Here is a 13,055-nt window from a genome sequence, read left to right on the forward strand (position 1 = left end):
GGGACGCATCCTTACCGGTGCCTGAACTCCGGCTGGCGCTTCTCGCTGAATGCCGCCATGCCTTCCTTCTGGTCCTCGGTGGCGAAGAGGGAATGGAACAGCCTGCGCTCGAACAGGACACCCTGGGCCAGCCCGGTCTCGAAGGCGGCGTTTACGGCTTCCTTCGCCACCATGGCCGCGGGCTTGGACTTCGACGCGATCACTTCTGCGGCCTTGAGGGCCTCCTCCACAACATCCTCGGCAGGCACCACCCGGGACACCAGGCCGCAGCGGTCAGCCTCCTCCGCTCCAATGAACCGCCCGGTAAGGATCAGGTCCATTGCCTTGGCCTTGCCCACCGCGCGGGTCAGCCGCTGCGAACCGCCCATGCCCGGCAGGACGCCCAGGTTGATTTCCGGCTGGCCGAACTTGGCGTTATCCCCGGCGATGATGAGATCGCACATCATGGCCAGCTCGCAGCCGCCGCCCAGTGCGAATCCGGAGACGGCGGCAATGGTGGGAATGCGGAGCCTGGTGAAATCCTCCCAGCCGCGGAACCAGTCGGCTGCATACATATCGATGTAGCCCTGGGCCGCCATCTCCTTGATGTCCGCCCCGGCGGCAAAGGCCTTGCCGGAACCCGTGATGACCACGGCTCCCACGCCCGGATCGGCGTCCATGATCCTCACGGCGGACACGAGTTCCTCCATGGTGGCCTTGTTGAGGGCATTAAGCGCCTGCGGCCGGTTCAGCGTCACAAGGCCTACGCGGCCCCGCTGTTCCACGAGGATGTTCGTGTATTCCGTCATTCCGGGCTCCCGTCGTCCTGCGCTGCTCTGCGTGATGCGCCTGGTGGTGCACCACCTGACGCGTCCTGTGGTGCACTGGTTCTTGAGTTGTCTGGTTCCGCGCCGTCCGGCCCCGCGGACTTGTTGCGGATGTCCGTGATGATGCCCGAGAAGTCCCGGCCGGCGCCCTCCCCCGCGGCAAACGTATCGTAGATTTCTGCTGCGAGCGGGCCCATCCGCGCCGCCACCCCGGTGCTTTTCAGCGCGTTGAGGGCGAGGTTGAGGTCCTTTGCCATGAGGGCTCCGGCAAAACCGGGCTGGTAGTCGCGGTTGGCAGGGCTCGAGGGAACGGGGCCGGGGACCGGGCAGTTGGTGGTGAGCGCCCAGCACTGCCCGGACGCCGCGGACGCCACATCGAACAGCGCCTGATGGCTCAGTCCGAGCTTCTCCCCGAGGACGAAGGCCTCGCTGACGGCGATCATGGAAACACCGAGGATCAGGTTGTTGCAGATTTTGGCAGCCTGGCCCGCGCCGTGCGCCCCGCAGTGCACCGCGCGCTTGCCCATGATCTCCAGCAGCGGACGGACGTATTCGAAGCCTTCGGCCTCCCCGCCAACCATGAACGTCAGGGTGCCGGCTTCCGCGCCCACCACCCCGCCCGAGACCGGAGCGTCAACTGACCGGTGGCCTGCGCCCACAGCGAGGGCTGCTGCTTCGCGGGCCTCATCGACGTTGATGGTGGAGCAGTCCAGGAACATGGTTCCGGGCTTCGCCGCCGCCAGCAGCCCCCGTTGTCCGGCGTTCCCGCGGTAGGCATCCAAGACATGCCGGCCGCCGGGGAACATCGTGAGGACCACATCCGCGCCGGATACCGCTTCCTCCGCGCTCGCCGCAGTGGGGACGCCGGCGGCTTTGGCGGCGTCAAGGGCTGCCGGCACCACGTCGAAGCCGGTCACGGGGTAGCCGGCCCTGACCAGGTTCACGGCCATGGGCCCGCCCATATGGCCGAGGCCCAGGAACGCGACAGTGTACTTTTCAGGCATGGTCAGGCTCCTTTAGCTGCAGGTCCACGCCGTTGAGGTCCAATTCCCTGTTCCCCAGCGGCTCAAAAAAGCGGTCCACCAGGCCCGGTTCCACCTCGGCCAGGGTGGGTGGTTTCCAGCGGGGGTTCCGGTCCTTGTCCACCACCTGCGCCCGGATGCCCTCACGGAAGTCCGGCGCAGACAGGAACCGGAGGCCCACGCGGTATTCCTGGACCAGGGCCTCATCCAGTGTCCGGCCCTTGACCCTGCGCAGGGAGGCCAGCGTGACCTTGACCGACGTGGGCGACTTCGCCTCGATGGTATCGGCTGCGGCAGCGGCTTCAACGCCGCCGTGTGCCCTAAGCCGCCGGACAATCTCCTCGGCGTCGTCCGAGGCGTAGCAGCTGTCGATCCAGTCCCGCTGCCCCGCCAGCACGGAGGGCGGGGCCTCCTCCCGGTAACGCTCGACGGCGGCGTCCGCCGTTTCGTCGTCCAGCGCCGCCACCAGGGCAGGCAGCTTTTCGGACGGGACAAAGTGGCTGGCCAGGCCAAGGAACAGGGCGTCCGCCGCGGTCAGGTGCGCGCCCGTCAGTGCGGCATGGGTTCCGGTTTCCCCGGGGGCGCGGGACAGGAGGAAGGTCCCGCCCACGTCGGGGGCAAAGCCGATGGTTGTTTCGGGCATCCCCGTCCGGGTGCGTTCGGTGACCACCCGGACGGACCCGTGGGCGGAAATTCCAACACCCCCGCCCAGCACCAGCCCGTCCATCAATGCCACGTAGGGCTTGGGATACCGGGCAATGAGGGAATTGACCTGATACTCCGTCTCCCAGAAATGCGCCGTCCTGTCACCGCCCGCCAGCATGTCTTCGTAGATCGCCACAATGTCGCCGCCGGCACAGAGGCCACGGCTGCCGGCGCCCTGCACCAGGACCGTGGCAACGCCGTCGTCGTCCGCCCACAGGGTGAGCTGCTCCAAGAGCGCGCCAACCATCCCCGCCGTGAGCGCATTCACCGCCTTGGGCCGGTTGAGGGTCACCACCCCCAGCCGGCCTCGGCGCTCGAACAGCACCTCCGCGTTGCTGCCTGCAGCTCCAGAGGGGCTCCCCGCGCCGTTCACTGCGTTATTTGCCATGTTGGCAGTCATCAGCTTCCTTCCGGCATCACGAAGTTGGCTCCGTGCCGTATTCCTGAGGGCCACCGCGTGGTCACCGTCTTGGTCTTGGTATAGAAGCGGAACGCGTCCGCGCCGTGTTGATTGAGGTCGCCAAATCCTGACGCCTTCCAGCCGCCGAACGTGTAGTACGCGATGGGCACGGGGATGGGAACGTTGATGCCCACCATGCCCACGTCCACCCGGGTGGCGAAATCCCTGGCGGCGTCACCATCGCGGGTGAAGATCGCCACGCCGTTGCCGAACTCGTTTTCAGTGCACAGCCGCAGGGCTTCGTCGTAATCAGCCGCCCTGACAACGCTGAGGACGGGACCGAAGATCTCATTGCGGTAGATGGCCATGTCCTTGCTGACGTGGTCGAAAAGGGTAGGCCCTATCCAGAAGCCGCCTTCGTGTCCCCGCACGCTGAAGCCCCGGCCGTCGGCCAGGAGCGTGGCGCCCTCATCCACCCCGGCCTTAATGTAGCCCTCGATGCGTTCCTTGGCGGCAGCCGTGACTACCGGGCCAAAGTCCGTTTCCTTGTCCAAACTTGGGCCCACCTTAAGCGCCGCGACCCGTTCCTGGAGCCTGGCCACTAGCCGGTTGGCCGTCTCCTCCCCTACCGGCACGGCCACCGAAACAGCCATGCAGCGCTCTCCGGCTGACCCGTATCCCGCGCCGATGAGGGCGTCGGCCGCCTGGTCCAGGTCCGCATCAGGCATGACCACCATGTGGTTCTTGGCGCCGCCGAAGCACTGCGCCCGCTTTCCGTTAGCCGCCGCCGTGGCGTAGATGTACCGGGCCACCGGGGTGGAGCCCACGAACCCGACGGCTTTGACCCGGTGGTCCTCAAGCAGCGCGTCCACTGCTTCCTTGTCTCCGTTCACCACATTGAACACCCCGTCCGGAACGCCCGCCTCGGTGTACAACTCAGCCAGGCGGAGGGGCACCGAGGGATCGCGTTCGGAGGGTTTCAGGATGAACGCGTTGCCGGCCGCCAGGGCGGGGCCTGACTTCCACAGCGGAATCATGGCGGGAAAATTGAACGGCGTGATGCCCGCCACCACGCCAAGGGGCTGGCGCAGTGAGTGGATGTCAATCCCCTGGCCCGCGTCGCTGGAGAACTCGCCCTTGAGCAGGTGCGGCGCGCCGGCAGCGAACTCCACCACCTCGAGGCCGCGCTGGATGTCGCCTTTGGAATCGGCGAGGGTCTTCCCATGCTCTGAGGAGAGCAGCCGGGCGAGCCCATCGATGTCCCGGTTGACCAGGTCCACGAACCGCAGCATGATCCTGCCGCGCCGCTGGGGGTTCATGGCCGCCCACTCCACCTGCGCCTTCTCGGCAACGGCTATTGCGTTCTGCACCTCGTCCCGGCCGGCGAGCGGCATCCGGGCCTGGACCTCGCCGGTACACGGATCAAAGACGTCGCCAAATCGGCCTGACAGTCCGGCAGCATGGTGGCCGCCGACAAAATGGGACAGTTCGCGGACCATGGCTGCAGGCTCCTTCGCATGTGATCCAAGTCATTCCTGGTTGCGAATATACTCGGACTTCCTACTAAGTTCCATACGCGCTGCCCCGGCAATGTGGCACTGTGGCGGACGCCGCCGTCGTGCCGCACATTGATGCCCTGTTCCGCGGAACCGGGCTAACGGCTGGGCGTGTCCGCGCCGTTGTGCCCCGTTTCGGAGCCCGCCCCCGCCGCATTTCCGGCGCTCAAGGTAGGTTAGGAACTGTGAAGATTGCTACCTGGAACGTGAACTCCCTCCGTGCCCGCGCCGACCGCGTCGAAGCCTGGCTTCAGCGCAGCGACTGCGATGTCCTGGCCATCCAGGAGACGAAGTGCAAGGACGACAACTTCCCGTGGGAACTCTTTGAGCGGATGGGCTACGAGGTTGCCCACTTCGGCGTCAGCCAGTGGAACGGGGTGGCCATCGCTTCCCGCGTGGGGCTGGACGACGTGGAGCGCACCTTCCTGGACCAGCCCTCGTTCGGCAAGGCCGGCAAGGACCCCGTGCAGGAAGCCCGTGCCATGGCTGCCACCTGCGCCGGTATCCGCATCTGGAGCCTCTATGTCCCCAACGGCCGTTCCCTGGACGACGAACACATGCCGTACAAGCTCAAATGGCTGGAGAGCCTGAAGACGCACGCCCAGGAACTGGTCACGCAGAACCCCGAAGCCCAGGTGGCGCTGATGGGCGATTGGAACATCGCCCCGTTCGACGAGGACGTCTGGGACATCGACCTCTTCGTCAACAACCGGTACACCCACGTCAGCCCACCCGAGCGTGCTGCCTTCCATGCCTTCGAGTCGGCAGGCTTCACCGACGTGGCGCGCCCGTACACCCCGGGCCCGGGCGTCTACACGTACTGGGATTACACCCAGCTGCGCTTTCCCAAAAAAGAGGGGATGCGGATCGACTTCGTACTGGCCAGCCCGGCCCTGGCGGCGCGCGTGACCGGCGCTTCGATCGACCGCGAGGAGCGCAAGGGCAAGGGCGCCTCGGACCACGCCCCCGTGCTGGTGGAACTGGCGGACTAATGTCAGCATCCTGGACCCACAATAGGAGGCCGAGATGACCGGAAACCTCTACCGGGGACAGGCCGGCCTGCCTTTCTCGTCCACCCTGCGCGTCTACGAGCCGCTGGAAGCCTTCCCGGAGGAGCAGCGCCAGGCAATCCAGGCGGAGGGGGCGCGCTCGGCCTCCCGCGCCGCCGTCGAAAACGCCGAACTCCTGGCCTCGCTGGGGCGCATCACGCGCTCCGGCGGTGATCCCTTCCCCACGGGACGAACGGACCTGGTCCGTGTCACCACTGCCCCGGCGTCATCCGGCGGAACTGCCGGCGAAGCATCCGACGACGGTGCTGACGCGGAGCCGGTGCTGCTGTACTGCCCCAGCCAGCTGGTGCTGCGGGCCGGACTGGCGGCCAACGCCCTGATGGAGGGCATCCACGGTCCGCTGGCCGAACTGCTGATCCCCGAGGAGCAGCGGGACAAGCATCAGGAACGGATAGACCAGGTCAAAGCCCGCGACGGATCCGTCCGGGTGCACACCCGTGCGTCCACCTGGGGGATCCCCTTCAGCTGGTTCTCCCTGTTCATGGAGTCGGACCACAAGGACGTGGTGGAGGCGGGCGGCCGGATCGTCACCGTCCGGGTGTGGGCGCCCATTACCGACGCGTTGGAGCGGGCACGCTACGCCGTGGCGAACCTGGCCCTGGCCGCGCCGGACCTGGACATGCTGGACGACCTCGCCCAGCTCACCGAATGGCTCGAACTGTTCCACGTTAATTCGATGGTGGAACTTGATTACGGGGCTGTTGCCGACAAGGTGTACCCGGACGATTCGCCCATGGACATCCGGCTGGGCATTGAGTGCCTCGCCGAGGGGGACATGACCGGCGCCGCGGCAGCCTACCGCCGCCTGGCGTCCCGCTGGATCCCCATCCGCCAGCTGGCCCGCGCTTCCTGACGACGGCCCGCTTAGGCCAGGCGTTCAGGACTGGGGCGGCGCCGTGGTCCTTCGGACAATCAGTTCATGGGACGCCACGGCGGACCGTACGGAGCCGATCTGCCCGTCCAGTTCGTCCAACAGCATCTTGGTGGCCAGCTCTGCCTGCTCGTCGGGCCGCTGGCCGACGGTGGTCAGCCCCATGGCGTCGGCGAAATCGTGGTTATCGATGCCCACCACGGAAAGTTCCTCCGGAACCCGTACGCCAATGCGGGCGGCTTCAAAAATGACGCCCATGGCCATCTCGTCCGAGGCGCAGAAGATGGCAGTCGGCTTTTTCCCCGGCTTGGACCAAAGACGGCGCAGGGCTTCCTGGCCGCTGCGGACCGTGAAGTCACCCCATTCATCCCATTCGGGGCGGGTACGGAGGCCGGCCGCCGTCATGACGTCCTTGAACGCAAGGATACGAACACGGGGAACATCAAAGTTCAGGTCTGTCTCGTCGTCTCCGTGCAGCAGGGCAATATCCCGGTGGCCCAAGTCGATCAGGTGGCGGACGGCAGCAGATGCCGCGGCATAGTCGTCAATGCCGATGTAGGCGCATTCCTCGACATGGCCGCCCACTACCACCAGCGGAATGTCGATCTTCTGCAGATGGTCCAGCTCTTCGTGGGTCAGCGCCATACACAACACCAGCAGGGCGTCGATCTGCTTATAGACCATGGTCTTGCTGAAAAGCCGCTCCCTGTTGCTCCCGTGTCCGCCAAGGTTGAAAAGCGAAAGATTGTAGTTGCGGGCGTGCAGCTCGCGGTCCGCGCCCTCGATGGCCTTGGAAAAGAACCAGCGGCTCACGAACGGGGCAAGCACCCCGATGGTCCTGGTGCGTCCGGTGGCCAGGCCGGACGCAGAGGAGGAGGCAACGTAGCCCAGGTTTCCGGCGACCTCCAGGATCTTCTGCCGGGTGGCCGGCGATACCCGGGGCAGCCCCCGGACTGCCCGGGAGACGGTGGCAGTGGACACTCCTGCTGCTGCTGCCACATCCTCGATGCTGACACCGCTGTGGCCTCCCCGTTGAGACCTTTCAGTTGTGCGTGCCACGGCGTCCCCTCATGTACTCCCTGCAGGTGTCAGCCCTGCTTGAAGCGATACCACCGTGCCAATCGTATTTTGAACACAGTCGTGCATCGCAGTGTTACCGCGCCGGATAGACTCCGGCAGCGGATCCAGCCGTGCTACCTCCGGCCCGGCAGCCGCCGCCGCAGCCGCACCATTCCGTACAGCGCCAAAAGCGTTGCCAGCAGGCCCAGTGCCCAGCCGAGGGCGGGCTGCGCAGTCACCTCCATCCATACGGTGACCACAAGAAGGACCAGTGCCCAGAAGCCGAGGAACCCGATGATGATGTCGAAATCCTCGCCGGACCTCAGGAGCCGGCGGCTGCCCCCCGCCCCCGGAGTCCGGGAGCGGGAAGCGTCGCGTGTCACTTGACCGCACCAGCCGTCAGGCCGGCAACGATCTTGCGCTGGAAGACAAGCACCAGGATCACCAGAGGAATGGTGACAATGGTGCCCGCGGCCATGATGGCGGTGTAGGGGATCTGGTTGGGCTGCGCGCCGGCGAAGCTGGCGATGGCAACCGTGACAGGCTTCGTTGCCTCATTCGACAACTGGCTGGCGATAAGGAATTCATTCCAGGAGGAGATGAAGGCCAGGATCGCCGTGGTGAAGATGGCCGGGGCCGCCAGCGGCATGATCACTTTCCGGAACGCCTGGCCCTGCGTGCAGCCGTCAACACGGGCTGATTCCTCAAGCTCCCACGGCATCTCGCGGAAGAAGGAGGTCAGGGTGTAGACGGTAAGCGGCAGGACGAAGGAGATGTTCGGGATGATCAGGGCCTGGTAGGTGCCCATCCAGCCGATGTTGGTGAACAGCTGGAACAACGGGGTAATCAGGGCAACGCCCGGGAACATGGACGCACCCAGGATGAATCCCAGTACCAGGTACTTGAACCGGAAGTTCAGGCGTGCCAGTGCATAGGCGGCGAAGACGCCGATCACCAGGGAAATCACCGTGACGGTCACGCCAATGAAGATGCTGTTGATGAGCGCCTGGCCGAACTTGTTGCCAAAGGAAGTATCGAAAGCCGTGATGAAGTTGTCCATGGTCACGTGCGTCGGCCAAGGCGTTGTGTCGTAGGTGAAGCCGACCTCGCGGAACGCCGTCACCACCATCCAGTAAGCCGGTGCAAGGCACCAGATCAGGATCACGGCGGCGCTGATGTAAGTACGGGCGCTCGCCCATTTTTCCCGGGTCTGGGCAGCCTTGCGGCCTTTGTCCTGCTGCGCCCGCAATGCCGTGGAGGCAGTTGTGGTTGTCATTTCTTCCCCTTACCGGTGGCTCCGCTTTGTTCCACGACGTTCGCCCCAAGGAACCGGACGAAGATGAATGCGACCAGGAAAATGATGATGAACGTAATGGTGGACAAGGCAGCTGCCGAGTTGAACCCTTGCCTGATCTGGTTGATCACCAGGATGGACAGCGTTGTGGTGTTGTTGGCACCGCCGGTCAGGATGTAGGGAAGGTCGAACATACGCAGGGCGTCCAGGGTACGGAACAGGATTGCCACCATCAGCGCGGGCTTTACCAGCGGAAGCGTGATAAGGCGGAAGCGCTGCCAGGCGCTCGCTCCATCGACCTTTGCAGCCTCATAAACCTCCGCCGGAATCATCTGCAGGCCGGCCAGGATCAGCAACGCCATGAACGGCGTGGTTTTCCAGGTGTCTGCGATGATGACTGCCCACTTCGCCGGCCATTCGCTGCCGGTCCACAGAATGGAGACGTTGAACAGCTTGTTGATGATGCCGTTGAAGTCGAACATGAAGAGCCACAGCTGGGCCGTGACGGCGGTGGGGATGGCCCACGGAACGAGGACGGCTGCGCGGACCAGGCCGCGGCCCTTGAACGTCCGCGCCATGATCATGGCCATCCAGAAGCCAAGCACTGTCTCAAAGGCCACGGTGATGACCGTGAAGAGGAAGGTGGTCCCGGTGGCGGTCCAGAACTGGCCGCCTAGGGTGCCCGGCGGGCAAGCGACGGTACCACCGCCCGGGGCGGCACACTGCTGCCCCAGCCAGTTGACGTAGTTTTGGATACCTGCCGGGCCCCCGGCCGTGAACAGGCCGGTGACCGGGTCCAGGCCCGCGTCCTTCTGGAAGGACATCACAATTGCGCTGATGATGGGGTAAACAATGACGATGCCCAGGGCAATGATGGTGGGAGCCAACAGCCAGGAGGCCCATTTGCCTTGGCTGAGGATCGCGTTGTCTTCGCCTACGCCCTTGGGACCGTGGTGTACATCGGGGGCGCCCGACGCCGGCTTTACCGGCGTCGGGCCCAATTCGGTTGCCATAGCTAAACTACGATCCTGCGCCAGCGGACTCGATGGACTTCTGCATGTCAGACAGCGCGTCCTTGGCAGGCTTCTCACCCTTCAGTGCAGCGTAGGCGTTTTCCTGGATCGCCTGCGTGACAGCCGGGTAGAACGGGGTTACCGGACGCGGAACAGCGTTCTCGATGGAGGTCTTCAGCACCGGCAGGTACGGCAGCTTGGCAACCAGTTCCTGGTCTTCATAGAGTGCGCTGAAGACCGGAGCCAGCGAGCCCTGCGTGGCGAAGAACTTCTGCTGCTCTTCCTCGATCAGGAACTTCACGAAGTCCAGGGAAGTGGCCTTGTGGTCCGAGTAGACGCTGATGGCCGCGCTGTGGCCGCCGAGGGAGGAGGCACCGGGGCCGTCCTTGCCCGGCAGGGCAGCCATGCCCAGCACGTCCTTCACCTTGGAGGAACCCTCAGTGGTGGCCAGGTTGTAGACGTAGGGCCAGTTGCGGAGGAAGAGCAGCTTGCCTTCCTGGAAGGCCCGGCGGCTTTCCTCTTCCTGGTAGGTGATGGCCTCGGCCGGGATGTTCCCGTTCTTGAAGGCTTCAACCAGGTTGTTCAGGCCTTTTTCTGCCTCAGGGGTGTTCAGGTTCGGCTTGCCTTGGTCATTAAGGACGGATCCGCCGGCCGAGTTGATGGCCTCGGAGGCGTTGACCGTAAGGCCTTCATACTGCTTGAACTGTCCTGAGTAGCAGCCCATGTTGTTCTGCTTTGCGATGGAGCACATCCCCATCATCTCGTCCCATGTTTTGGGTGCTTCCGGCACGAGGTCCTTGCGGTAGTAGAGAATGCCGCCATCGGAGGACACCGGGGCTGCGTAAAGAGTGCCCTTGTACGAACCGGCTTCTACCGTGGGCTCAAGCATCCCCTTGGTTTCTACGGCCATCTTGTCCTTGAGGGGCTGCAGCCATCCCTTGGCTGCGAACTCGGCGGTCCATACGACGTCAACGCTCGCTACGTCGTAATCGGCGTTCTTGGCCTGGAAGTTCTGTACCAGGTCGTCATGCTGCTGGTCCGCCTGGTCGGTCTGCTCCTTGAACGTGACCTTCTCGTCCGGGTGGGCTGCATTCCACTTGTCGATCAGCGGACGCACCACGTTGCTGTTGTCTTTGCCTTGGACGTACGTAATGGGGCCCCGGCTGTCCAGGTTTTTTTCGGCATCGCCGCCGCCGCCACCACCAGTGGTCCCGCCGCCGCCCCCGCCACCGCATGCGGTCAGGGAAAGGGCCAGGACGCCGGCGGTCGCAGCCGGAAGTAGGAATCTAGGGGTTTTCATGCTTGAGGCTCCTCGCTGAGTGACAAGTAAGTCGGCAGTGCGTTATCTAGGTGAGGTTGATGTGGTGACCATCACACTAGTAAGGTTGCTCGTGGTTATGCAAGCGTTTACATCAAAAAGTTATCTGAGAGGAACCAAATGTCCAACCCGGCCGTTCCTGCCTCCGACGCTTCCCGTGAATGGTGGACTGACGCCGTCGTCTACCAGATCTATCCCCGGTCCTTCGCAGACGGCAACGGCGACGGCATGGGCGACCTGCCCGGGGTCATGGACCGCTTGCCCTATCTGGAACGGCTGGGCGTGGATGCCATCTGGCTCTCCCCGTTCTACAAGTCGCCCCAGGCCGACGGTGGCTATGACGTGGCCGATTACCGCCAGGTTGACCCCCTGTTCGGGTCCCTGGCTGACTTCGATGCGATGTTGCAGGAAGCTCACCGCCGTGGCATGAAGGTCATTGTTGACCTGGTCCCCAACCACACTTCTGACGAGCACGCATGGTTCCGGGAGGCCCTTGCGGCGCCGCCGGGGTCCCCTAAACGCGACCGCTACATCTTCCGCCCCGGGAAGGATGGGGTACCCGGATCCGGCGACGGCAACCGGGCACCAAACAACTGGAAATCGATTTTCGGAGGACCGGCCTGGACCCGGATCACGGAAGCGGACGGCTCCCCCGGCGAGTGGTACCTCCACCTGTTCGACACGAAGCAACCGGACCTGAACTGGGACAACCAGGAAGTACAGGAGGAGATGCGCTCCGTACTCCGCTTCTGGCTGGACCGCGGAGCGGATGGTTTCCGGGTGGACGTTGCCCACGGCATGGTCAAGGAGGCCGGCCTGCCCGACTGGGACGGGGTGGCGGCAATGGTTGAAGGCACCTCGGTTGAGGGCAAAGTGGAGGTGCACAGGGAACCGTCCCTTCCCGGTGACGCGCCCGGCGCACACACCGATGCGGAGGAACCGCACCGCGCCGTCTCCCCCGTTTATCCGCCGTCGCCCTTTTTCGACCAGGACGGCGTGCATGCGATCTACCGTGACTGGCACCGCGTCCTGTCGGAGTACGGCGGCGACCGGATGATGGTGGCCGAAGCCTGGGTGGAACCAGCGGAGCGGCTGGCCCTTTACGTCCGGCCGGACGAAATGCAGCAGGCTTTCAACTTCGACTTCCTGATGGCCGGGTGGGATGCGGAACGGATGTCCGAGGCAATCGACGCGTCCCTGAAGGCCGCCGCAGCCGTGGGGGCACCGTGTACCTGGGTGCTGAGCAACCATGACACCGTCCGCCATTCCACCCGCTTCGGCCTCAAGGATCCCACCACCTTTCCCAAGGGCATCGCGGCGGACGATGAGCAGCCGGACGCCGCCCTGGGACTGGCCCGGGCCCGGGCCGCCACCATGGTGGAGCTGGCGCTGCCGGGTTCCGCCTACCTGTACCAGGGCGAGGAACTGGGGCTCCCTGAGCACACCACGCTTCCGGCAGAAGCCCGCCAGGACCCTACCTTTTTCCGGACGCAGGGGGCAGAAACCGGCCGGGACGGTTGCCGGGTCCCGCTGCCCTGGGCGGCGGAACAACCCGGCTATGGCTTCTCAGGATCCTTCCAGGGCGAAGCGGCTCCGCCCTGGCTTCCGCAGCCCGAAAGCTTCGGTCCGCTTGCTGTCGACCAGCAGGAAATCGAGGAGGGGTCCACCCTGGAACTGTACCGGGCTGCATTGGCGTTCCGGTCCGCCCGGAGCCTGGGCAAGGGTTCCCTTGAATGGGCCGAGGTCCACGCACCGGAAAGCGGGCTGCTGGGATTCCACAACGGAGATGTGCTGGTCCTGTCCAACATGGGCTTTGCCTCCGCCCCTATCCCTGAGGGCTATTCCGTGCAGCTGTCCAGCGGCACGGCGCCTGCCTCGGAATGGGGAGAAATGCATGAGGTGCCCGTGGACTGCGCCGTCTACCTCACCCGGAACTAGGCG

Annotated in this window: 12 protein-coding genes; 3 read left to right on the forward strand and 9 right to left on the reverse strand. The window is 64.8% G+C overall.

Going from position 1 to position 13,055, the window contains the following annotated elements:
• Window positions 1-11: 11 nt before the first annotated feature.
• The 4 genes from Q9R30_RS08125 to Q9R30_RS08140 are packed head-to-tail and all read right to left on the reverse strand — an operon-like array spanning window position 12 to window position 4,432.
• Window positions 12-788, reverse strand: coding sequence for an enoyl-CoA hydratase (locus Q9R30_RS08125; protein WP_104996660.1), 777 nt, complete (start codon window positions 786-788; stop codon window positions 12-14).
• Window positions 785-1,810 (reverse strand): 3-hydroxyisobutyrate dehydrogenase, encoded by a 1,026-nt coding sequence (gene mmsB / locus Q9R30_RS08130; RefSeq protein ID WP_104996659.1) that lies wholly within the window; start codon window positions 1,808-1,810, stop codon window positions 785-787. The genes Q9R30_RS08125 and mmsB overlap by 4 nt, the downstream gene beginning before the upstream one ends.
• Window positions 1,803-2,933, reverse strand: coding sequence for an enoyl-CoA hydratase/isomerase family protein (locus Q9R30_RS08135; RefSeq protein WP_396136706.1), 1,131 nt, complete (start codon window positions 2,931-2,933; stop codon window positions 1,803-1,805). Before Q9R30_RS08135 ends, mmsB begins: the two co-directional genes overlap by 8 nt.
• On the reverse strand, window positions 2,933-4,432 hold the full coding sequence (locus tag Q9R30_RS08140) for a CoA-acylating methylmalonate-semialdehyde dehydrogenase (protein ID WP_311217277.1): 1,500 nt from the start codon (window positions 4,430-4,432) through the stop codon (window positions 2,933-2,935). The genes Q9R30_RS08135 and Q9R30_RS08140 overlap by 1 nt, the downstream gene beginning before the upstream one ends.
• 242 nt (window positions 4,433-4,674) lie before the next feature.
• Between Q9R30_RS08140 and Q9R30_RS08145 the strand changes: the two genes are divergently transcribed.
• The gene (locus tag Q9R30_RS08145) at window positions 4,675-5,481 is read left to right on the forward strand and encodes an exodeoxyribonuclease III (RefSeq protein WP_311217278.1); all 807 of its coding nucleotides are present in this window, start codon (window positions 4,675-4,677) and stop codon (window positions 5,479-5,481) included.
• A gap of 34 nt (window positions 5,482-5,515) precedes the next feature.
• Window positions 5,516-6,412: a hypothetical protein gene (locus Q9R30_RS08150; RefSeq protein ID WP_311217279.1), complete on the forward strand. Its 897-nt coding sequence runs from the start codon at window positions 5,516-5,518 to the stop codon at window positions 6,410-6,412.
• Between the two features lie 24 nt (window positions 6,413-6,436).
• Here Q9R30_RS08150 and Q9R30_RS08155 read toward each other — a convergent pair whose 3' ends face one another.
• The 5 genes from Q9R30_RS08155 to Q9R30_RS08175 all read right to left on the reverse strand — a co-directional run bounded on the left by Q9R30_RS08155 (window position 6,437) and on the right by Q9R30_RS08175 (window position 11,096).
• The gene (locus Q9R30_RS08155) at window positions 6,437-7,489 is read right to left on the reverse strand and encodes a LacI family DNA-binding transcriptional regulator (RefSeq protein WP_104996654.1); all 1,053 of its coding nucleotides are present in this window, start codon (window positions 7,487-7,489) and stop codon (window positions 6,437-6,439) included.
• A gap of 134 nt (window positions 7,490-7,623) precedes the next feature.
• Window positions 7,624-7,872, reverse strand: coding sequence for a hypothetical protein (locus Q9R30_RS08160; protein ID WP_104996653.1), 249 nt, complete (start codon window positions 7,870-7,872; stop codon window positions 7,624-7,626).
• Complete coding sequence (locus Q9R30_RS08165) at window positions 7,869-8,765, reverse strand: carbohydrate ABC transporter permease (RefSeq protein ID WP_104996652.1); 897 nt, start codon at window positions 8,763-8,765, stop codon at window positions 7,869-7,871. Before Q9R30_RS08165 ends, Q9R30_RS08160 begins: the two co-directional genes overlap by 4 nt.
• Window positions 8,762-9,796, reverse strand: a complete 1,035-nt coding sequence (locus Q9R30_RS08170; RefSeq protein ID WP_104996651.1) for a carbohydrate ABC transporter permease — start codon at window positions 9,794-9,796, stop codon at window positions 8,762-8,764. The genes Q9R30_RS08165 and Q9R30_RS08170 overlap by 4 nt, the downstream gene beginning before the upstream one ends.
• A 7-nt stretch (window positions 9,797-9,803) precedes the next feature.
• Window positions 9,804-11,096 (reverse strand): ABC transporter substrate-binding protein, encoded by a 1,293-nt coding sequence (locus Q9R30_RS08175; protein WP_104996650.1) that lies wholly within the window; start codon window positions 11,094-11,096, stop codon window positions 9,804-9,806.
• A 138-nt stretch (window positions 11,097-11,234) separates the two neighbouring features.
• On the opposite strand from Q9R30_RS08175, the gene Q9R30_RS08180 reads away from it, so the two are divergent.
• Complete coding sequence (locus tag Q9R30_RS08180; RefSeq protein WP_311217280.1) at window positions 11,235-13,052, forward strand: glycoside hydrolase family 13 protein; 1,818 nt, start codon at window positions 11,235-11,237, stop codon at window positions 13,050-13,052.
• The last annotated feature ends 3 nt before the right edge of the window (window positions 13,053-13,055 follow it).

Source organism: Arthrobacter sp. AB6 (assembly GCF_031844545.1).
GTDB lineage: Bacteria > Actinomycetota > Actinomycetes > Actinomycetales > Micrococcaceae > Arthrobacter.